17 protein-coding genes are annotated in these 20,108 nt (G+C 63.5%); all 17 read right to left on the reverse strand.

The features are described from left to right. The 17 genes from B5F33_RS08860 to B5F33_RS08940 all read right to left on the reverse strand — a co-directional run bounded on the left by B5F33_RS08860 (nucleotide 1) and on the right by B5F33_RS08940 (nucleotide 19,910). Nucleotides 1–858 carry a PTS sugar transporter subunit IIC gene (locus B5F33_RS08860; protein ID WP_087411447.1) on the reverse strand — a complete coding sequence of 286 codons (858 nt, stop codon included), beginning with the start codon at nucleotides 856–858 and terminating at the stop codon, nucleotides 1–3. 110 nt (nucleotides 859–968) lie between these two features. Beyond that, a complete protein-coding gene (locus tag B5F33_RS08865; RefSeq protein ID WP_087411448.1) occupies nucleotides 969–1,463 on the reverse strand; it encodes a PTS sugar transporter subunit IIB in 495 nt (164 codons plus the stop codon). 127 nt (nucleotides 1,464–1,590) lie between these two features. Continuing rightward, nucleotides 1,591–2,022 carry a PTS fructose transporter subunit IIA gene (locus tag B5F33_RS08870; RefSeq protein ID WP_087411449.1) on the reverse strand — a complete coding sequence of 144 codons (432 nt, stop codon included), beginning with the start codon at nucleotides 2,020–2,022 and terminating at the stop codon, nucleotides 1,591–1,593. A gap of 372 nt (nucleotides 2,023–2,394) precedes the next feature. Then, a complete protein-coding gene (locus tag B5F33_RS08875) occupies nucleotides 2,395–2,859 on the reverse strand; it encodes a MarR family winged helix-turn-helix transcriptional regulator (protein WP_087411450.1) in 465 nt (154 codons plus the stop codon). A gap of 794 nt (nucleotides 2,860–3,653) precedes the next feature. Continuing rightward, entirely contained in the window at nucleotides 3,654–6,335 is a 2,682-nt protein-coding gene (locus B5F33_RS08880) for a cation-translocating P-type ATPase (RefSeq protein WP_087411451.1), read from the reverse strand. A gap of 749 nt (nucleotides 6,336–7,084) precedes the next feature. Continuing rightward, a complete protein-coding gene (locus tag B5F33_RS08885) occupies nucleotides 7,085–7,396 on the reverse strand; it encodes a P-II family nitrogen regulator (RefSeq protein WP_087411452.1) in 312 nt (103 codons plus the stop codon). Nucleotides 7,397–7,407: 11 nt separating this feature from the next. After that, nucleotides 7,408–7,734, reverse strand: a complete 327-nt coding sequence (locus B5F33_RS08890; RefSeq protein WP_087411453.1) for a P-II family nitrogen regulator — start codon at nucleotides 7,732–7,734, stop codon at nucleotides 7,408–7,410. A gap of 36 nt (nucleotides 7,735–7,770) precedes the next feature. Beyond that, nucleotides 7,771–8,907 carry an iron-containing alcohol dehydrogenase family protein gene (locus tag B5F33_RS08895; RefSeq protein ID WP_087411454.1) on the reverse strand — a complete coding sequence of 379 codons (1,137 nt, stop codon included), beginning with the start codon at nucleotides 8,905–8,907 and terminating at the stop codon, nucleotides 7,771–7,773. Between the two features lie 17 nt (nucleotides 8,908–8,924). After that, on the reverse strand, nucleotides 8,925–10,277 hold the full coding sequence (locus B5F33_RS08900) for an aminotransferase class III-fold pyridoxal phosphate-dependent enzyme (protein ID WP_087411455.1): 1,353 nt from the start codon (nucleotides 10,275–10,277) through the stop codon (nucleotides 8,925–8,927). A 73-nt stretch (nucleotides 10,278–10,350) separates the two neighbouring features. Next, on the reverse strand, nucleotides 10,351–11,073 hold the full coding sequence (locus B5F33_RS08905) for a sulfite exporter TauE/SafE family protein (protein ID WP_087411456.1): 723 nt from the start codon (nucleotides 11,071–11,073) through the stop codon (nucleotides 10,351–10,353). Between the two features lie 95 nt (nucleotides 11,074–11,168). Next, nucleotides 11,169–12,764 carry an amidohydrolase gene (locus B5F33_RS08910; protein WP_087411457.1) on the reverse strand — a complete coding sequence of 532 codons (1,596 nt, stop codon included), beginning with the start codon at nucleotides 12,762–12,764 and terminating at the stop codon, nucleotides 11,169–11,171. Between the two features lie 167 nt (nucleotides 12,765–12,931). Continuing rightward, complete coding sequence (locus tag B5F33_RS08915; protein WP_087411458.1) at nucleotides 12,932–13,894, reverse strand: oligopeptide/dipeptide ABC transporter ATP-binding protein; 963 nt, start codon at nucleotides 13,892–13,894, stop codon at nucleotides 12,932–12,934. Further along, nucleotides 13,885–14,880 (reverse strand): ABC transporter ATP-binding protein, encoded by a 996-nt coding sequence (locus tag B5F33_RS08920; protein WP_087411468.1) that lies wholly within the window; start codon nucleotides 14,878–14,880, stop codon nucleotides 13,885–13,887. The genes B5F33_RS08915 and B5F33_RS08920 overlap by 10 nt, the downstream gene beginning before the upstream one ends. Before the next feature lie 23 nt (nucleotides 14,881–14,903). Continuing rightward, complete coding sequence (locus B5F33_RS08925) at nucleotides 14,904–16,502, reverse strand: ABC transporter substrate-binding protein (protein ID WP_087411459.1); 1,599 nt, start codon at nucleotides 16,500–16,502, stop codon at nucleotides 14,904–14,906. Between the two features lie 18 nt (nucleotides 16,503–16,520). Further along, the gene (locus B5F33_RS08930; RefSeq protein ID WP_087411460.1) at nucleotides 16,521–17,381 is read right to left on the reverse strand and encodes an ABC transporter permease; all 861 of its coding nucleotides are present in this window, start codon (nucleotides 17,379–17,381) and stop codon (nucleotides 16,521–16,523) included. A 72-nt stretch (nucleotides 17,382–17,453) separates the two neighbouring features. After that, nucleotides 17,454–18,416, reverse strand: a complete 963-nt coding sequence (locus B5F33_RS08935) for an ABC transporter permease (RefSeq protein WP_087411461.1) — start codon at nucleotides 18,414–18,416, stop codon at nucleotides 17,454–17,456. Between the two features lie 312 nt (nucleotides 18,417–18,728). Further along, nucleotides 18,729–19,910, reverse strand: a complete 1,182-nt coding sequence (locus tag B5F33_RS08940) for a PucR family transcriptional regulator (RefSeq protein WP_158095346.1) — start codon at nucleotides 19,908–19,910, stop codon at nucleotides 18,729–18,731. Nucleotides 19,911–20,108 lie beyond the last annotated feature (198 nt).

Genomic DNA, 20,108 nt, shown 5'->3' on the forward strand with positions numbered 1-20,108 from the left:
TTAGATGTCCTCCTCATCGTCATCATCTGCGGCAGAAATAGCGCCGGCGGTGCTCACGTGGTCAAGCTTGCTCTTCATCGTGGAGATCTGGAAGTTGATCAGCGCGAAGAAGCAGGCGATGGCGGAGCAGGCGATGAGGTTGCAGCCCATGACCGCGGCCAGCGTGAAGCCAAAGAAGAACGTCAGGAAGTCGGTGGGCTTGGAGATGACCTGCTTAAGCAGGATAGCGATACCGACGCAGGGAAGCAGCGAGCCGACGGCGAAGAGGGTCTTCATGGGCAGACCGTCCATGGGCAGCGCGTTCATGATCACGTCGACCATGCCCTGACCGAAGTAGACGATTACGAACGTGGGGAGGAAGGAGCAGATGATGTGCGAGATCCAGGGGAGCACCATGTCGACGACATAGAGCTTGTGGGTTTCGCCCTTCTCAAGAGCCTTCCAGCCAATGCCCTGCCACACCAGGTTGATGGTGGCGGTGCCATAGAAGAGGATGGCGCCGATGGTGCCGCAGGTGGCGCCGAGGGTCGTGGCGAGAGCAGCGGCCTCGGAGCTCGAGGCGTCAAGCCCCTGGGCGCGAATGGCCATCATGGCCAGAGGGATGCCGATGTAGCATGCGGCGCGGACGTCGGCAGAAACGGTTCCGCCAGGGGTCACGAGCGCGATGTAGACCACCTGGATGGCCATGCCCACGATGATGCCGAGGGTTACGTCGCCCAGGATGAGGCCCACGACGAGGCCGGCGACAAGCGGGCGTCCCAGGGTGTAGTTACCGACGGACGTGCCTCCCATGCCGGGCATCGAGGCCAAGCAGGCGAAGAGTCCCAGCAACGCCGCTTGGAAGATATTGACTGTCATACCTACCACCTTTCCATGTGCTGATCGTCCCGTCCTTCGAAACGATCATGTATATCGGCACCGCTGCCACCGGGCGCAGCTTGTTCCCGAAGCAGCGGAGACGCACCGGATTAGAAGCCGAACATGCCGCGGAACTTGTCCCAGGTTCCGACCGGTTTGTCGGGGATGAGGCGGAACTCGACGGTGTAGCCCTTGTTGGAGATGTCCTCGAGCGCCTGGGCCTCTTCCTGCGTGATGGACTGGTTGTTGCCGATCTTCTTGGTGCCCGGACGGTCGTTGCACGGACCCACGATGACGGTCTTCACGTCGTCGGGCACAAAGCCGAAGTTCACGAGGATCTCGGCCATGTCGACGGGGTTCTTGGTGATGAGGAAGTAACGCGACTTGCTATCCAGCACCGTCTGCGCCTTCTCCTTGAAGTGGTCCATGGTCCACACGAAGGTCTTCTTGTCGGGCGCGGCGCTCTTGTAGGCGCTCTTGAGGACCGGGTTGGACGCAGCGGCGTCGTTCACGGCGATGATGCCATCGCACGGATACTCGACGGCCCAGCGGGTGACCGTCTGACCGTGGATCATGCGGTCGTCGATACGGACAAATGAGATCATGGTTGATCCTTCCCCTCGCGCATCCTCGGATGCGATTACCGATGAAGTTCCAGCTGTCGTGCAAGGTATGGAGAGGCCGCCCGGCTGTTCCCTGTGCCTTCCAGCAGGCGGGCGGCCGCGCTCCCGTTTAGATGTCGTCCTCGTCCTCGTCGGAATCCGAGGCGATATCGATACGATGCGCACCCTCGTGCGCCTCGTTGACCATGCTCTCTGCGAGCTCGTTCAGGTCCTGGGTCTGCAGGCCCATGAGCGCCGTCATGGCCATGGGCAGGTTCATGCCGCCGATAGCCACCGTGTGAGAGAGCATACCGAGCTCGGACAGCACGTTGAGCGCGTTCGTGAGCGGAGAGCCTCCGATGATGTCGCCCAGCAGCAGGACCTCGTCCTCAGGCTTCACCGGCTGCAGCACGTCCTTGAGGTTGGCCATATACTCGTCGGCTCCCATGCCGTCCTCGAGGCTCGTGCTCACCACGTCCTCACGCTCGCCCATGAGCATCTTGAGCACGCTGTGGACACCCTGCGCCAGGGTCCCGTGGCTCACGAGAACTAGATACCGCATCGCTCCTCTCCCTTCTCTCGAGCGGACTCCTCCGCGATGTGTTGGTTGCTGAAATAATTATTAGCGTTAATTACTTCAGCGATTGATTTCGACCGATAAACGGTTGCCGAAATTCCGTTAACGGTAGCAACTATTCCGCAATAACAACTAAACGGTAGGAAACCGTCGGTGAACGGTAATTTGTTGGACTCTTTGAAATGAATGCGGCCCTGAAGCAGCCGTCCCGCCTGACGTTTTGCTGCCAGGCGGGACGGATATGGGCGGATGGCGCGACCAAGGGTCGCGCATATATCTATATCTGTATGGAAAAGAAATCAGCTACACGGGAGCTGCCGCAGCCCCGAAGACATGCGGCACACGCGCGAAGGACAGCTACGAGCGGTCACGCGCACGGCGCTTCTTGGGCTTTTCGAATGGCTCGCGATCGTAGGTGATGCTGTAGGCCTTCTCCAGGACGTTGAGCAGCTCCTGGGCGCTCTTGTCGCCAAGGGAGCTCAGCTGGTTCGCCACAGCGTTCACGCTGCTTTCACCCTGCTTGTGCGCATACTCAACCCCCTCTGGCGTGGCGCGGACCAGCACCTTGCGGCGGTCGTTTTCGTCGTTTTTGCGCTCCACATAGCCCTTCGAGACGAGCGAATCCAGAATGCGCGTCATGCGTGGACGCGTATACCCCAGGGTATCGGCAAGGACAGACGGGTTCATCTCGGTGCCCTTGTCCGAAAGATACTGCAGGACAGGGGCCTCCCCCACCGCGAGCGAGCGCGCCGTACCCAGCGAGCCTTTCGCCAGGCCCTGCGAGTACACAATCAGTTTTCGAGCTGCTGCCTCGTAGTCCATGTCGCCTCTCTCAACGTCCTCGCCATTGCGGGGCCGCCCTGCCCGCACCCCGTGGGGCAGCCGAACAATAGATAATATCGTTAACAGTTTTCATCTTACCCATTCGCGGCCGGTTCGGTAAGCCCCCGCGAGAAGTTGGGGGGTCCTATTCTGTGAACGGTGGGGTAACCGCCACGAACAACCCCCTCTTGTGGATTCCACGTCACCAAAGCCGAAACCCGTCCGTGTCTAAGCCCGCGACGACCCCCGCGCGCTGTTGCACATGTCCGGCTCCCTCCGAAAACAGGCTATCCCCCTCCGAAAACGGCTTTCTTGGGCATGCTGCAGAAACTCGTTTCGTTTTTATGCAGTTAAACTCGAAGTTGGAAAGTACACTTTACTGTACTAAAGTGTCCAACTGGGATTTTGTTGCCTACATTGCAGTGAAAAACGGGGTCTACTCGGCAACGTAAAATCTAACTGCATAAAACCGAAACGAGTTTTCCGTGCCGGCACTGTTCGACCCCCAAAACGGGACTTCCAGCGACGCCCGCCGATGCGGACGCCGCACTCGACACGGATGCCGCATCGGACAGCCAGCCAAACCCGCCCGGTCACAACCGGACACGCCCAGTGAGAAGGACGCGCGGCGATGGACACCCCGCGCGCTAGAAAGGCGTCCCGCTCAGAGAATGCCCAGCGCGAGAGGCGCCCAACAAAAAAAGACCCCGGTGGTTCGGGGCGCGTCCGTAGCCGTCACGGGCATGAACACATCCGAAAACCACCGGGGTCTCACGTGAGCTCAGGCGAGCAGTCTACTCCTTCTCGACCGCACGCATGATGGCCTTGTAGATCTCCACGAGCGGGATGATCAGGAAGCCCAGCACGAGCGCGGTAATCATGCCGCGCGGCTCGAGCGCCGTCACGCCGAAGAAGATCTCGGCCAGCGGGTCGAACTCGACCACGATGAGCGTGAGGATAAGCGCAAGGATCGCCGCACCCCACAGCCACTTGTTCTGCTTCTTCATGTGGAAGATCGAAGCACGACGGCTACGCATGTTGAAGCAATGGAAGATCTCGACCATGTTGAGCGTGATGAACGCCATCATGACGCCCTCTTCGTCGGCAGAGCCGGCGATCATGTCGGCCACGTTGATGTAGCCCAGGTCAAAGTACACGCCGGCAAAGAAGCTTGCCAGCACGAGCGCGGTGATGATAAGACCCTGGATCACCGTGTCGAGGCCCATGTGCCCCGCGAACACGCCGTCGGTGGCGTTGCGCGGCTTGCGCTTCATCACGTCGCCCTCGGCATCTTCCATACCAAGCGCGAGCGCCGGGAAGCAGTCGGTCACGAGGTTCACCCACAGCAGCTGGATAGGCTGGAACAGCGTAAAGCCGACGAGCGTCGCGGCAAAGACCGAGAACACCTCGGCAAGGTTTGCAGACAGCAGGAACTGAATGACCTTGCGGATGTTGTCGTAAATACGGCGGCCCTCTTCGCATGCATTAATAATGGTGGCGAAGTTGTCGTCGGCGAGCACCATGTCGGCCACGTTCTTGGTGACGTCGGTGCCGGTGATGCCCATGCCAATACCAATGTTGGCGTGCTTGATGGACGGTGCGTCGTTCACGCCGTCGCCGGTCATGGCGACGATCTTGTTCTTGGACTTCCACGCCTCGACGATGCGCGTCTTGTGCTCAGGCTGCACGCGCGCGTACACGCCATACTTCTCGATGTTCCGGTCGAGCTCTTCGTCGGACATCTTGTCGATCTCGGCGCCGGTAATGGCCTCGCTGCGATCCTTCACGATACCCAGGTTCTTGGCGATGGCCACGGCGGTGTCAATATGGTCGCCCGTGATCATGACGGTGCGGATGCCGGCGCCGTGGGCCTCGGCGATGGCCGGGGCAACCTCGGGGCGCTCGGGGTCGATCATGCCGGACAGACCGCAGAAGGTGAGGTCGTGCTCAAGCGCCTCGGCCGAGCAATCAGCCGGCTTCTCGGTGTAGGTGCGGCTGGCAAGGGCAAGCACGCGAAGCGCCTGGTCGGCCATGTCCTTGTTGGCGGCCAGGATCTGCTCGCGACGCTCGTCGGTCATGGGAACGACCTGGTCGCCGTCGTACACCTTGGTGCACAGCCCCACGACCACGTCGGGCGCGCCCTTGGTGTACTGCTCGAAGTTGCCGTCGGCCTCCTCGACCACCACGGACATCATCTTGCGGCCCGAGTCAAACGGCGCCTCGCCCACGCGCGGATGCTCTTCGTCCAGGCCCTTCATGCCGGCCTTGGCGGCGTCGTTCACAAGCGCGCACTCGGTGGGCTCGCCCACGGCCTCGCCTGCCTCATCGTCCCACTTGGCGTCGGAGCACAGGGCCATGCCGGCCAGAAGCTTCTCCTCGGGCGCGGCGAGCTCGTGGTTCACCACGGTCATCTTGTTCTGGGTGAGGGTGCCCGTCTTGTCGGAGCAGATCACCTGCGTGCAGCCCAGGGTCTCGACCGCGCTGAGGTTGCGGATGATGGCCTGGCGCTTGGCCATCTTGGTCACGCCGAGCGACAGCACGATGGTCACCACGGCCACGAGGCCCTCGGGGATGGCGGCCACGGCAAGCGACACGGCGACCATGAAGGTGTCGAGCAGCATCTGCGGCTCCTCGGCCACATTGCCGATGCCGGTACGCAGCAGGTCAACGGCAAAGATGACCACGCAGATCACAATCACCATGATGGTAAGGATGCGGGAAAGCTCGGCAAGCTTGACCTGAAGCGGGGTGAGCTCTTCCTTGGCGTCGTTCAGGGCACCGGCGATCTTGCCCATCTCGGTGTCCATGCCGGTGTCGACGACGACGGCCTTGCCACGGCCATAGACCACGGTGGAGCCCATGTAGCACATGTTCTTGCGGTCGCCGAGCGGCACGTCGTCAACGCCCTCGTCAAGCGTGATGGCGCGCGCATGCTTCTCGACCGGGACGGACTCACCGGTGAGCGCGGCCTCTTCAATCTTCATTGATGCGCTCTCGAGGATGCGGCAGTCCGCCGGCACGGCGTCGCCCGCCTCGAGCAGCACCACGTCGCCGGGCACGAGCTCGCTGGAATGCAGCGAGGTGAGCTTGCCGTCACGGATGACCTTGGACTGCGCGGCGCTCATCTCCTGCAGCGCGGCGAGCGCCTCCTCGCTCTTGGCTTCCTGGATGACGCCGAGGGCCGAGTTGATGATGACGACCGCCATGATGATGACGACGTCGGCCCACTCGGACTCGCCCTGGATCATGCCGGTCACGGCCGAGATCACGGCCGCCACGATGAGCATGATGACCATCGGGTCGGCCATCTGCTGGAAGAAGCGAATCCATAGCGGAGTCTTCGCCTCTTCCTTGAGCTTGTTTGGCCCGAACTTGGCGAGACGCGACGACGCCTCGGCCGCAGTCAGGCCGGTCTCGGCGCTCGAGGACTCCTTTTGGAGCACGTCCTCGGCCGAAGCCAGGTATTCCTTTGCCATGTGTAAGACCCCTCCTGGGTTGCATCAAGCCGCTCGGCAGATTGACGCCCGATCATAATTCCCCAGGGGTCGGGGCAAGGGCTCGTCAAGGCTGCCATGCCGAGAGGCAGCTGACAATAGCAAACCATGATACCCCATCTCGCCCGGTTCATGCAGGACGCGGGGCGTATCTCCCATATCTCGCGCACGGAAACCAATCCGGAAACCGTCCGCGCCACAGGCCGTAGACGAAATCTGTAACGTGCGGCGCGGCTTTTGCGGTTCTGCAGGTAACGTGCGGCGCGGCTTTGTGCCGAACGTACGGCGGTGTTTTGTGACCCTGTAGGCAACGTACGACAATCTTGTTCAGTTCTGTGGCAATCCACACGCGTTGTGTCTATCCTTACGCAATCCACACGCTCAAGGGCCTAAAAACCTACCCCGAGCGTGTGAATTGCCCCAATATACGAGCCGTGCGTGTGGATTGCCACAATATACCCCATATATATAAGTGGCTGTAGGCGGTTACGGGTGAGGCCGACCGGTGGCCCCGGATGAGGGCCGCTGCTAGAGGCTGCGGGCGCGGCCGGCCGGCTGTTACGGACGTGAGCCGCTGACAGACAGTCGACTCAGGCGGAGGCCGTTGCCAGCCGCCAGCTCCCGCCGAGGGCGGAAAGCCACGGGCGAAGGCCACCGTCGCGGCCTACCGTCCGGCAGCTGCCAGACGTCTGCCACGGGCGAGGGCCGTTGCCCGCCGCACTCCCCGGAACTCACAGCTCGCGAGCCAGATGGATGTTGTACGAGCGCTCGACCGGAATTACAAAGACACGGCCATCGCCTGGATGCCCCTCGCTCACGGCATCCATGAGCCGCTTCACCACGTCATCGACCGCCTCATCGGGCACCACGATCACAAACATGCGCTTGGGCAGCAGGTCCATGCGCTCGTTGCCGTTTCCCGCCACGCGCTTGCCGCGCCCCATGACGCGCCGGCAGGTGAAGCCGGGGTGCCCCACCTCCGAGAGCGTCTGTTTGACCGTATCGACCTTGGTCGGTCGCACAAAGAGCAGGATCTTCTTCATAGCGACCCCTCCTAGAGCCCTCTCGTCTTGGACGAGATGGTATAGGCGTCAAGCACCGGCGTGACGAAGATGCGGCCATCGCCGAACACGCCCGCCTCGCCCGTGCGCGCCGTCTCCATAATGGTCGAGACCACGGCCTCCTCACTCGCATCATCGATTACCATGAGCAGCATGTTCTTTGGCAGCTCGTCATAGAACGACTCGCCTATCCGCAGACCCTGCTGCTTGCCACGTCCATAGACATCCATGCGCGTCACCGCCGCAAAGCCCTTTTCACGCAGGGCGCGCAGCACGGCATCGGTCCGCTCGGGACGCACGATCGCCTCGATCATCTTCATGATGCACCACCTTTTCCGTCGAGGGCCGCAGGCCCGTTATAAATCCGAACAGGTCGACCCCGAAGCCAGGCCCCGATACAGGCGGTAGAGCGCCTCGTCGGTCACCGGCACGGGATTGTTGAGTAGGTTGGGATGATGGCTCTCCTGGACGAGCCAGTCGATGTCCTCCGAGGTGAGGTTGAGCGACGTGAGGTCACCTCGCAGCCCCACCGCCGTCCGAAGCCACGCGATGCCGTCCGCGAGCACCTTGGGCGAGGTGAAGCCGAGCGCGTGGGCCAGGTCCTTCACGCGACCGTCGTCGGCGCTTGCATTAAGGCGGCAGAAATAGTCGAGGGTGAGGCCGCACGCCTCGCCGTGAGGGATGCCGTACCTCCGGGTGAGCGGAAACGAACAGGCATGCGACGAGGTCGTCTTGGGGAGCGCAAAGGCGAGGCCGGCAATCACCGACGCCTCACAGAGACGCTCGCGCGCCTCGTGGTCGGTCCCGTCGCGCACGGCGCGCGGCAGATAGGTAAAGACGATCCGCGCGGCGTGCACGGCCAGGGCGTCGCAGATAGGCTGGTGCCCCAGGCTCCAGTACCCCTCGATTGCATGGCACAGGACGTCGATGCCTGTGGAGGCCGTCACCTGCGGCGGGACCGACCAGGTAAGCTGTGGGTCGACGACAGCCACCTCGGGAAAGAGCGAGTCGGCGACGATGGGCGCCTTGGTGCCCCGCTCGCGGTCAGAGATCACCGCGACGCTGGTGACCTCGCTGCCGGTCCCCGCCGTGGTGGGCACGGCGACGAGCGACAGGCGGGTATCGGGCAGCGGGCGTCCCGTGCCCAGGTAATCCCGCACCGAGCCCTCGACGCCACAGGTGGCCGAGGCGGCCTTGGCAAGGTCGATCGCGCTGCCGCCGCCGATTGCGACCACAAAGTTGAAATCCCCCTGTGCGAGCTGGTTCGCACAGGCATCGACCTCGGACACATCGGGATTGGGCGAGATGTTCGCATATGTGCCGGCGACACATCCCGACGCCTCGAGCTTGGCCGCAAGGCCGCTTTTCACCACATGGGGAGCGGCGACCAGCAGGCCGCGCTTCCAGCCCCGCTCAGATGCGAGAGCGGGGAGCTCGTCGACACGGCCCTCTCCAAAGCGAATCTCGACCGGCTGCGTGTAGTCCCAGCGCATGGCGTCTCCCCTCCTGTCTAGTGGCAGAACTTCTCGTCGGCCCAGCCCAGAACGTCGTCGAGCACAGGAAGCCACTCATTGAGCTCGTCGGCGGTGATGGTGAGCGGCGGGCAGACGTTGATGTTCGTCTCGCGTCCAAACGTGGAGAAGCCGCGGCGCTTGAGCTCACCGATGATCTGGGGCATGACGCTCTCGCGGGCATGATAAGGCGCCATGAGCTCGCGAGTCTTCTTGTCCTTCACGATTGTGAGCGCCGCGAACAGTCCGATGCAGCGGGCCTCACCCACGCAGTCGTGCTTCTCGACCATCTTCTCGAGGAAGGGCTTCAGGATTCCCTCCATCTCCTTCACGTGCTCGCACACCTTGTGCTCGCGGTAATAGGTGAGCGCCGCCACACCCACCGCGCAGGCAAGCGTGTGGCCGGAGTAGGTAAGGCCGCACTGCAGGACGTGGTCCTCGAAGTAGGCGGACACGGCCTTGGAGGCAATCACGCCGCCCAGCGGAACATAGCCGCAGGTAACGCCCTTGGCGAAGGTGATGAGGTCGGGCTTGATGTCGAAGTTTTGCCACGCGAACATCTTGCCCGTGCGCCCGAACCCCGCCATGACCTCGTCGCAGATCATAAGGATGCCGTACTTGTCGCACAGAGCGCGGACGCCCTCCATGTAGCCGGCGGGCGGCAGGATCACGCCGTTGGCGCCGACGATGCTCTCCATGAGGATCGCAGCGATGTTGTCGGGGTTCTCGTAGCAGATCTGCTCTTCCAGGCGATGCAGGCACATCGCGGTCACGGCCTCGTCGTCGACGCCGCGCGTGTAGCCGTCCTCGTACATGTTGGGGTTCATGAAGTGCACGAAGCTCGGGGCCTCGCCGCCCATCTCGGAGGCGAAGCGGCGCCAGTCGCCCGAAGCGAACGATGCGCCCAAGGTCGCGCCATGGTAGCTGCGGTAGCAGCTCAAGATCTTGGAGCGGCCGGTTACCATGCGCGCCATCTTGATGGCGTTCTCGTTCGCGTCGGCGCCGGCGTTGGTGAAGAACACACGCTGATAGAAGTCCGCACCGGCCACCTCGACGAGCATCTTGGCAAGCAGGCTCTTAGGAGCGCTCGCGTAGGCGGGAGCCATGAAGCACATCTTGTCGGCCTGCTCCTTCAGAGCGGCGACGAGCTCGGGGTTGTTGTGGCCAAGGTTGGAGCACACAAGCAGCGAAGACATGTCCGCGTAGCGCTTGCCGTCGTAATCCCAGAAGTAGATGCCCTCGGCGCGCTGGACGGGAATCGCCGATGAGCCAGCAAGCCCCCAGGACTGAAAGACGTACTGCTCGTGCAGCTGCTTGACATCCTCGCCAGAAAGCTGGTCTGTAAGTGCCATGATGACATCCTTTCTTGGGGGCGCAGCGCCCCACCTCGTATCCAACCGACCCCGGGCATGCAGCCCGGATGCCCTACAGCATTGCCACGAGTCCCGAGACCGCAAGCAATGCAAAGGTCAACGTAGTGAAATGAGCCTGGCTGATCCGCCGCTGAAGCCGCGACCCCACGACAACCGCCACGGCGACGGGCACCACGGCAAGCGCCAGCAGGCCAAGCGCCTGGGGCGTATAGGCGCCCTCCCAGGCCTGCTCCGCGCACATGATGACGCCGAGCACCACCCAAACCGGAGCGAGCGTGGCGCGAAACTCCTCCTTGGAAGGCAGCACGCGCACCGCGAAGAGCACGAGCAGCGCCCCACCCGAGACGAATGCCCCCTGAATCACGCCCGCTACAAACAGAATCGCCGCCTGCGCCGCCCGGGAGAGCTCCCCCTCGGTCGCAATACCTCGGACAAGACCCCACAGCGCAATGACCACGATCGCAGCGCCATAGACGCGCAGCAGGGCATCGGAGGACACGAAGCGGTAGAGCGCCATGCCTGCTGCCATGCCGACCAGCATGAAGACGACGATGCGGCAGAAGGCGGGGCGGTTCAGGTGCTCCCGCGACGTCCAGGCGATCCATGCGGACGAGACGAGCATGACGACGTTCAGCACCACCCGGGCGGTGTCCGCACCCACCAGAAGCGCCACGGCGGGCATAGCGAGCGCGGTTCCCGCGAACCCGGTGATCGCCTGCAGCGCGTTCGCCACAAAGAGCACCGCGATATAGAGCGCGTATGCAAATGCGTCCACCCCTGGCACCTCCCCTCGTCTGCCCCGCGCGGCAGCCAGCACCGCGCAGGCTCCAGCGGCCCAATCTCCCCAGGCCGCCTCCCTAGACCGCCCGCCTAGGCCGTATAGATCGTCTCGCCGTCCTTGATCGTCTCGAGCACCTTGATGTCGCGCAGCGTGTCGGCGCCGGCAGCCAGCGGGTTGTGGTCGAGCACGACCATGTCGGCGCGTTTGCCTGCGGTGAGCGTGCCTTTCTCGTTCTCCTCGAAGTAGGCGTAGGCCCCCTCGATGGTGATGGCGCGCAGCGCGTCGAAGACCGAGCAGCGCTGCTCGGGGCCGATCACGCGACCGCTGCGCGTCACGCGCTGCGTCGCGCACCAGGCGCTGAAAAGCGGGCGCGGCGGGGTGACCGGGGTGTCCTGATGAAAGTCCACATGCAGCCCGCGCTCGAGCGCAGAGGCCACGGGGCTCACGCGGCGTCCGCGCTCTTCGCCCAGGTTGGCCATGTGTACGTCGCCCCAATACCACACGTGTCCCACGAAGATCGACGCGATCATGTCGATGGCAGCCATGCGGTCCAGCTGGTCGTCGCGCACCGTCTGGCAGTGAATCATCACCGGGCGAAGCTCCCCCTTCTTGGGGTTGTCGGATGCGGCGAGCGCCTTCTCGTAGGAACGCAAGAACTGGTCGCTCGCGGCATCGCCGTTGCAGTGAACAAGAATCTGTCTGTTGTTGCGCACCGCCATCTCCATGACGTGGTCGACGACCTCGTCGGTGAAGCGCGGGTACCCGCAGTAGCCACCCATGCCCACATAGGGCTTCGTGAGCCACGCCGACCGCCCCTGCGGCGAGCCGTCGAGGAAGGTCTTATATCCGCCGAGCTTGAGATGGTCCTTGTAGACCCCGTCGCGCTCACCGAACATGGCAAAGGTCTCCTCGACGTCGTCGCCCGCTACAGGGTAGGCAACCACGTCGAGCTTGAGCTTGCCTTCCGCCCCCAGGCGGGAGAGCATCTCGAGTCCCGTGCGCGACGAGGCGCCGTCCTGTGCGGTCGTGATGCCGTTTTTCATATAGAGCTCCTGGGCGCGCGCCAGCTTCTCCTCGGGCGTGGAGATGGCCGCCTGAGTGCGCAGGGCATAGACGGCGTTCATGGCCGTCTCCTCGACGTAGCCGGTAAGCTCACCCGTCTTGGGGTCGCGGCCCAAACGGCCGCCGTCGGGGTCGGGGGTGTCGCGCGTAAGGCCGGCTGCGGCAAGGGCGGCGCTGTTCATGGTGCCCATGTGGGCAGAGACCTGAATGGCCACCACCGGCCGGTCCGTCGCAACACGGTCGAGCACCGTGCGGTCCGGATGCTCGCCGCCCAACAGGTTGTGGTCGTAGTTATGGCCCACAAGGGGCTGCCCGGGCGCCAGGTTGCGCTCCGCAAGCCCGCGGCGCATGGTCTCGACGATCTGGTCAAAGGTGGTGCACTCGCCCAGGTCGACGAAGTCACTCATCTCCATGGCCTCGGTGATATGACTATGCCCGTCGATGAACCCGGGCATGAGGGTGTGGCCCATAAGGTCGACCACCTGCGCGTCGTGCGCGATGACACGAGCCTCGGACGCGCGCCCCACGAAGGCGATCTTTCCGTCGCGCACAAGCAGGGCCTCGGCCACGGCGTCCGGCGCCTCCATGGTGACGACGGGCCCGTTTAGGTACAGCTTTTCCATCGGTTGGTTCCTTTCTTTTGGCAAGACAAGGGGCTGTTGCAGGCGCAGGTCGCTCGCACCTGCAGCAGCGCCGTGCGGGGAGCCCCGGCACAGGCGGCGCGCCCCAGCTGTCAAACGACACGCCGCGCGACCGCGAACAGCACGAGTCCGCGCGGTCGTCTGCACGGCTAGGCGTATTTCAGGCAGGAGACCGCATGCCCCGGTTCGATCTCCACGGGAATCGGCTGGGTCTTTGAGCACTCCGGCTTGGCATAGGGGCACCGGGTATGGAACCGGCAACCCTGCGGCGGGTCCAAAGGACTCGGAACGTCGCCTGACAGCTCGATCTTCATGGTGTGATGGTCGACGTCGGGCACGGGGATGGCCGACATAAGGGCCTGCGTATAGGGGTGGGCCGGGTTCTCGAACAGCTCGTCGCGCCCCGCGACCTCTACCACCTGGCCCAGATACATCACCATGATGCGGTCGCAGATAAAGCGGATGACGCTCATGTCGTGCGAGATGAACAGGTACGAGAGGTGCTGCTGATACTGCAGGTCCTTCATGAGGTTGAGCACCTGGGCGCGAATGGACACGTCGAGCGCCGAGACCGCCTCGTCGCACACCACGAGCTTGGGTCCCAGAATGACCGCCCGGGCAATCACCACGCGCTGGCGCTGGCCGCCCGAAAGCTCGTGCGGGTACTTGTCGATATGGTTGGCGCCCAGCCCCACGTATTCCAGCAGGGCTCGCACGCGCTCGTCGCGCTCCTCGCGCGTGCCGATGCCAAAGGCGTCAAGCGGCGCGCGCACCGAATCGCGGATGCGCATGCGCGGATTGAGCGATGCAAACGGATCCTGAAAGACCATCTGCATCTTCTGCCGGACCGGGCGCATCTGCTTGCGCGAATAGTCGGTGATGTCCTCGCCGTCGAAGATGATCTTCCCGCTCGTGGGCTCATGGAGCTTGAGGAGCGTGCGCCCGAGCGTCGACTTGCCGCAGCCCGACTCGCCGACAAGGCCCACGACCTCGTCCTCGAAGATCGTCACGTCTACCCCATCGACCGCCTTGAGCTGCCGCCCGTGGGAGACGGGAAAGGTCTTATGGATGTCTTCCGCCCGCAGGAGGGCGGCATAATCGTTTACCGGCATGAGGCCACCTCCCTCTCGATCCGCTCATACTGGTCGCAGCGCACCAGGGCGCTGCCCACGCCGCGCAGGCGCGGATGTGCCTGCTCGCAGGAAGGGGCGCGCCGCGCGCATCGGTCGCAGAAACGGCACCCGTCGGGCATCTCGGATAGCGCTGGCACCGTGCCGGGAATGGTGTGCAGCCGGTCGACGTTTTGGCGCAGGGGCGGTATCGACGCGATGAGGCCGCGCGTGTAGGGATGCTTGGGATGGTGGAACAGCTCGGCCGCCGAACTCTTCTCCACCACGTCGCCGGCGTACATCACCATGACGTCGTCGGCCGTCTGCGCCACCACGCCCATATCGTGGGTGATCATGAGCACCGCGGTGTCGAAGTCGCGCTGCAAGCTCTTGATGAGGTCCAGGATCTCGGCCTGGATGGTCACGTCGAGCGCCGTCGTGGGCTCATCGGCAATGAGCAGCGCCGGCTTGCACGACAGCGCCATAGCGATCATCACGCGCTGGCGCATGCCGCCGGAAAGCTGGTGGGGGTATTCGCGCAGGCGCTGTCCCGGCGAGGGGATTCCCACCTGTTCGAGCATGTGGCGCGCGTACTCCCACGCGTCGGAGCGCGAGCGCTTCTCGTGGGCGCGAATCTGCTCGACCATCTGGGCGCCGATGGTATACATGGGGTCGAGCGACGTCATGGGGTCCTGGAAGATCATCGCCACCTGGTTGCCGCGAATCGCGCGCATCTCGCGGTCGCTCTTGCCCACGAGCTCTTCGCTCATGAGCTTGATGCTTCCCCGCGACACGCGCCCCAGCCCTTCGGGCAGCAGCCCCATGATGGCGGTTGCCGTGACGCTCTTGCCGCAGCCCGACTCGCCCACCACGCCGAGGACCTTGCCTGCCTCGATCGAAAACGAGATGTCGCGCACCACCGTCGTGGGAGTGCCCGCGATGGTGAACTCGACCGCCAGGTCTTGCACGTCCAATACGGTCTGTGCCATGGTCATCCCCTCCTTTCACGCGGTCACGCCGCAACCGTCCATTTCCACACCGCGTTGTTGAACTGATCCGACGCGAACGGGTCCGCGTTGCCCAGACGCGGCGAGGTGGCCGCGAAGGAATACTGCGCACAAATCCAGCTGAAGGGCACGATGTCGGATTCGACGTCCTGGAACTGGTAGCACAGCTCGCGCTTGGCGTCCTCGTCGTTTTCCACCTCCAGCTTGTTGATGATGTCGTCGAAGCGCTCGTCGTTCACGTGGAACCACGTGGACTGCGCATACGAGGAATCGAAGTAGCTGTACAGGCTCATGGGGTCGTTCGTGGGCATGAGGCCCATGAGGCATCCATGGATGGTGCCGTCGCGCAGATAGGCCCACATGGTGGCCGAGTCGTACATCTGGATCTGGCAGTCCAGGCCGATTTCGGCGAGGTTCTGCTGGATCACCGCTCCCTGGCTCTGGCGGCTCGTGGTGTTGACGCCGATGATGATGGGCGCGCCCTCCTGCCACTCGCCCGCCGCGATGGCAGCCTCGAAGTAGGATCGCGCCTGGTCGACGTCGCGCGGTGCCTCGTTGCCCTTGAAGTAGGGCGAGTCGGGCAGAATCACGCTCTCGGTGAGCTTTCCCTCGCCCTCGTAGTACTCGTCCAAGATGAGCTGCTTGTCGATGCCAAAGTTGACGGCGCGCCGAATGTTGGCCGAGGTCGCCTCGTTGTTCCAGGCAAGCACCTGCAAAAACGTGGGATGCTCCTGCCGCGTGATGGAGATGGCCGGCTCGTCTTTCAGCACGAGCGCGTCCTCGGTGGGAATGGCCGTGTAGGTGAGGTCCGCGTCGCCCGCCATGATGGAGTTCACGAAGTTGGACTGCGCCATGACCTGGAAGGTGAACTCGTCGAAGGCGAGCGGACCCAGGTGGTAGTCCGCGTATGCGTCCAGGGTGATAGATGTGCCGCTCACCATGGACGAGAAGCTGCAGGGACCCGACCCCACAGGCGCCGACCAATACGGCGCGTCGGTGACCTCGGGATACGTCATGCCCTCGAAGCAGTGCGCCGGCAGGATATGAAACGTCTTGGCCGCAGACTCCATGAGCGACTGCAGCGCATAGGGGCGCTTGAGATGGCAGACCACCGTATAGTCATCCAGCTTCTCGATGGCGGCAGAGCCCGCCGAGGTCTCGATGCCCGCGTCGGTGGTGCCCTCGAGGTAGCGCGCGAAGGAGTGCGAGGTAAGGGTGACGTCGGCAGAGGTGACATAGCCCATGGTGAAGAGCCAGTCGTCGGCCGTCACGGGCACGCCGTCGTGGAAGGTCGCGTCGCGATCCAGGTGGAAGGTGATCGACATGCCGTCGTCCGAAAGCTCCCACGAGGAAGCCGCGCGGGGCTCCACCTTGAAGTCCTCGTTGATATAGCCGATCTTGTCGAAGATCTTGTCCTGCACGAGCGCGGCGAAGCTGCCGGCGTTGCTCGTATAGGGGTTGAGCGTATCCCAGGGCGACGCCAACGCGAAGGTAAGGGCGATCCGCTGCTCGCCCTTGGCGGCCTCGCATCCGGACAGCGCGAGCGCACCCAGGCCTGCCGCGGCCGCAGCGAGAAGCGACCGGCGCGTGAGCATGTAAGACATGGTGTTCCTCCTTATTCGCTACATCGAACGAGGGTCGTACACATCGCGGATGCTCTCGCCCACGAGGTTGACGGCGATAATCGTCACCACCAGGCAGATGCCTGCGGGAAGCCACATCCACTGCCGGGCAATCATGGTCACGTACTGCTGAGCGCTGTTGACCATGTTGCCCCACGAGGCCTCGGGCGCCTGAATGCCCATGCCCAGAAAGCTCAGCGATGCTTCGGTGGTGATGGCGGACGAGATGTTGAAGGCCATGCTTGCCCACACCGGCGAAATGACGTTGGGCAGCACGTACTTGAAGATGATCTGCGCGTCGCCCAAGCCCAACCCGAGCGCGCTCTCCACGTATTCCTGCCGCGTGACCGACAACACGTTGCTGTAGACGAGCTTTGCCGGCTGCGTCCAGCCCAAAAGGCCGATGACGCACACGATGATGGGAAGCGAGCTTCCAAACACGGCCACGATCACCAGAATGAGCACGAGCGACGGGAACGACATGAAGATGTCCGCCGCGCGCATGATGACCGCTTCCCACGCCCCGCGGAAGTAGCCCGCGATCAGCCCCAGCGGCACGCCGACCGCAATGCTGATGCACATGGACGAGACGCCCACGATAAGCGACACGCGGCCGCCGTAGAGCAGGCGTGCGAAGATGTCGCGGCCCACGTCATCGGTGCCAAGCAGATGCGCGGCGCTCGGCGCGGCATTGAATGCCGCGGTATCCGAGGTGTAGGGGTCCAGGTTCATGACGATGGGCAGCACGATGACAAGCGCAACCTCGACGGCCAAAATCACCAGGCCCACGACGGCCTTGCGCCGCTTGAGCAGGCGTTTTAGGAAGGTCGTCTGGCCGGCGGATGCGGTGTGGTTCGGCATGACGGTTCACCTCACGTTTCCAACGGGGATGTCTTAAGGGTTTTCTGGGATGTGCTGGCGCTCGCTCGGCTGCTAGTTCAGCTCGATGCGGTGGTCGATGAGCGTGTAGACGATGTCCATGACCACGTTTGCGACGAGCACCACAAGCGCGATGACGACCGTGATGCCCATGACCGCCGGATAGTCGCGCGCCGAGATGGAGGTGTTCATCAACGACCCCAGCCCGGGCCAGCTGAAGATCTGCTCCATAACCACCGCGCCGCCCACCAGGAAGGGCACCATGAGCCCGATCTGCGTCACGATGGGCAGCAGTGCGTTGCGGAAGGCGTGGCGCAGATAGACCGCCGTCTTAGAGATGCCCTTCGAACGCGCTACCTTGATGAAGTCCGACCCGAGCACCTCGAGCATGGCGCTGCGCGTCTGCTTGATGAAGTTGCCCGTGATGCTGAAGCTCAGCACGAACGCCGGCAGCACGAGGTGCCACGCGAGGGCAGCGGGCGTCTGGGGCTCGCCGCTCGTAAACATGCCCATCGACGGGAGCAGGCGCAGCTGGACCGACAAAAGCGAGATGAGCACGAGCGCCATAAAGAAGTTGGGAAACGAGGTGCCGGCAAAGGTGTAGACCGACGAGACCTTGTCCCACACGCCGCCCGGCTTGAGCGCCGCCAAGATGCCAAGCGTCACGCCGATGAGCACGGCGATGACCAGCGCTGTTCCTGTTAGGATCAGCGTGGGGCCCAAGCGCTCGATCACCATGCCGGCCACGCCTTCGTTCGTGCGGTACGACGTGCCCAGGTCACCGTGGAGCAGCCCGCCGAGCCACGAGACGTAGCGCACGACCATGGGCTGGTCGAGTCCGTACTCGTGGTAGATCTGATCGATCTGCTCCTGCGTGATATCGGGCTGCTGAGCGATGATATTGTCCACCACGGAGCCCGGGGCAGCGTTGATCAGCGCATACACCACGAACGTGATGATGAGAAACACGGGCACCATGAGAACGATGCGCTTGCCGATGAATTTCAGCCTTCCCATGTTCGACCCTCCCTGTTCGAGTCCGATGCGTCTCGCCCGCACGGGCCCGACCCCTTCTGAGAGGCAGACGCCCGTCGCCGGCGACGCGATGGCGAACATGGTAGGAACCGCAAGCGCCTCAACGGTTCCTCAGGAAGCACCGACATTTTTAGGCTGGAGCACAATCCGCAGGTATCGGCCTATGCGGCAGCGGCGATGTCAACGGGTTGAAACGAACCTTCGAACTGCTGGCAACACGCTCGATGGCGTTTGGCAAACAACGGGAAACCGCCCCGAAATATGACGGATTGGGCCGCGCCGCACGAGCGGCCCTTACGAGGCGTCGACAAGCGGCTTTGCCTGGATGGCCAGCAGCAGCTCCTCGCGCACGCGGCCGCTCGACAGGTCTGCACCCAGGATCTCGGCCGCCTTCGCCACCTTGTAGTTCACCGTGTTGCGGTGCACAAACAGGCGCTCGGCGACATCTTTCACCCGGCCGTTGAGCTCGAGATAGAGCTTGAGGGTAAGCAAGAGGTCCGTGTCGTTTGCGGCGTCATAGGCTACCAGCCGACCGATGGTGCCCTCCACATACTCGCGAAGCACACGTTGATCGTCGACGGCGAGCAAGACCTTGAACACGCCCAGGCGCGCGTATACGGGTAGCGTATCGGTCCGGTCTGCCGCACGCTCAAGCTGCTCCAGGCGAAGGGCCTGCACATAGCTCGACCCGATGCAGCGCGCGTTCTTGGTCACGCCTCCCAGGCCGGCCCAGAGCGCGTGCCCGCGGCCCGACGTGCGCAGATGCTCCACGAGCTCGGTGGTGCGCTGCTCGGCGGCAGCGTCGTCGACCTCGGCAAACACCGCGACCAGGCGGCCGTCCAGCAGCAGCGTGGCGCAGGCCCACCCGCGAAACGTGACAAAGCCGCGGGCCGCCTGCAGCAGCGCCTCGTCGGCTGTCCGGCGCGTCTCCGCCGCCTCTTGGGACAGCGGCGCCGGCTCGATGACGGCCACGCAGTAGCGCCAGGTGCGCGAGAAGCCGTTTCGCTCCAAGTAAGGCAGATAGATGCCGGGCTGTTCTGGCGACCGGATGGCGTTCTCGAGCGCGGCCGCAAGCTCCATGCCGGCGCGGTCCGACCGGGCAATCTCGCTCTCGATGATGCGCATGATGCGCGCCATGTGGACCGACCACGGCGCTTTGAGCAGCGGCAGGTCGTTCGCATCGCAGTACGCAATGACCTCGGGGCCGATGTCGGCAATGTAGGGGCCCACGTTTACCACGACGGCGCTCGCCCCGTAGCGGTCGACAAGCTGCACGAGGTCGAGCAACCCGCTGGGGTCTGCAAGCCCCACGCCGGTGATGATAGCCACCTCGCCGCCCTCCAGGAAGGTGGCAATCTCGGCACTCTCGACCATATGGATCCAACTTACCGGTCGGTCCAGGCCACCGGCGCCCGCAACGAGCCCAATCTGCTCGCTCCGAAGCTTCTCATAGAGGTCGCCAAAGCGTACGCTCACGTCCTGCCTCCCCTCGGCCAACTCGACCCCACCGAAACGCCACACCGCGCGCCCGCAGACCGATCGCCCCATCACATATCCAAAGGCCAAACTGGTTGTAAGACGGGCGCTACTAAACGTTTGGTTTCTGTAAATGCATCAGAAATTCGGTGTGCGGTTGATTTTAATCGCTTTACGGCACAAACGGTTCACCTATAA

The sequence above is a fragment of the Collinsella sp. An2 genome (assembly GCF_002160065.1).
Lineage (GTDB): Bacteria > Actinomycetota > Coriobacteriia > Coriobacteriales > Coriobacteriaceae > Limicola.

Excerpts from the sequence above, each read along its gene's own strand:
- B5F33_RS08900 (WP_087411455.1), bottom strand. The coding sequence starts at position 10,277 with ATGGCACTTACAGACCAGCTTTCTGGCGAGGATGTCAAGCAGCTGCAC.
- B5F33_RS08920 (WP_087411468.1), bottom strand. The coding sequence starts at position 14,880 with ATGGCACAGACCGTATTGGACGTGCAAGACCTGGCGGTCGAGTTCACC.
- B5F33_RS08895 (WP_087411454.1), bottom strand. The coding sequence starts at position 8,907 with ATGCGCTGGGACTACACGCAGCCGGTCGAGATTCGCTTTGGAGAGGGC.
- B5F33_RS08915 (WP_087411458.1), bottom strand. The coding sequence starts at position 13,894 with ATGCCGGTAAACGATTATGCCGCCCTCCTGCGGGCGGAAGACATCCAT.
- B5F33_RS08860 (WP_087411447.1), bottom strand. The coding sequence starts at position 858 with ATGACAGTCAATATCTTCCAAGCGGCGTTGCTGGGACTCTTCGCCTGC.
- B5F33_RS08870 (WP_087411449.1), bottom strand. The coding sequence starts at position 2,022 with ATGCGGTATCTAGTTCTCGTGAGCCACGGGACCCTGGCGCAGGGTGTC.
- B5F33_RS08865 (WP_087411448.1), bottom strand. The coding sequence starts at position 1,463 with ATGATCTCATTTGTCCGTATCGACGACCGCATGATCCACGGTCAGACG.
- B5F33_RS08885 (WP_087411452.1), bottom strand. The coding sequence starts at position 7,396 with ATGAAGAAGATCCTGCTCTTTGTGCGACCGACCAAGGTCGATACGGTC.
- B5F33_RS08880 (WP_087411451.1), bottom strand. The coding sequence starts at position 6,335 with ATGGCAAAGGAATACCTGGCTTCGGCCGAGGACGTGCTCCAAAAGGAG.
- B5F33_RS08910 (WP_087411457.1), bottom strand. The coding sequence starts at position 12,764 with ATGGAAAAGCTGTACCTAAACGGGCCCGTCGTCACCATGGAGGCGCCG.
- B5F33_RS08935 (WP_087411461.1), bottom strand. The coding sequence starts at position 18,416 with ATGGGAAGGCTGAAATTCATCGGCAAGCGCATCGTTCTCATGGTGCCC.
- B5F33_RS08925 (WP_087411459.1), bottom strand. The coding sequence starts at position 16,502 with ATGTCTTACATGCTCACGCGCCGGTCGCTTCTCGCTGCGGCCGCGGCA.
- B5F33_RS08875 (WP_087411450.1), bottom strand. The coding sequence starts at position 2,859 with ATGGACTACGAGGCAGCAGCTCGAAAACTGATTGTGTACTCGCAGGGC.
- B5F33_RS08930 (WP_087411460.1), bottom strand. The coding sequence starts at position 17,381 with ATGCCGAACCACACCGCATCCGCCGGCCAGACGACCTTCCTAAAACGC.
- B5F33_RS08890 (WP_087411453.1), bottom strand. The coding sequence starts at position 7,734 with ATGAAGATGATCGAGGCGATCGTGCGTCCCGAGCGGACCGATGCCGTG.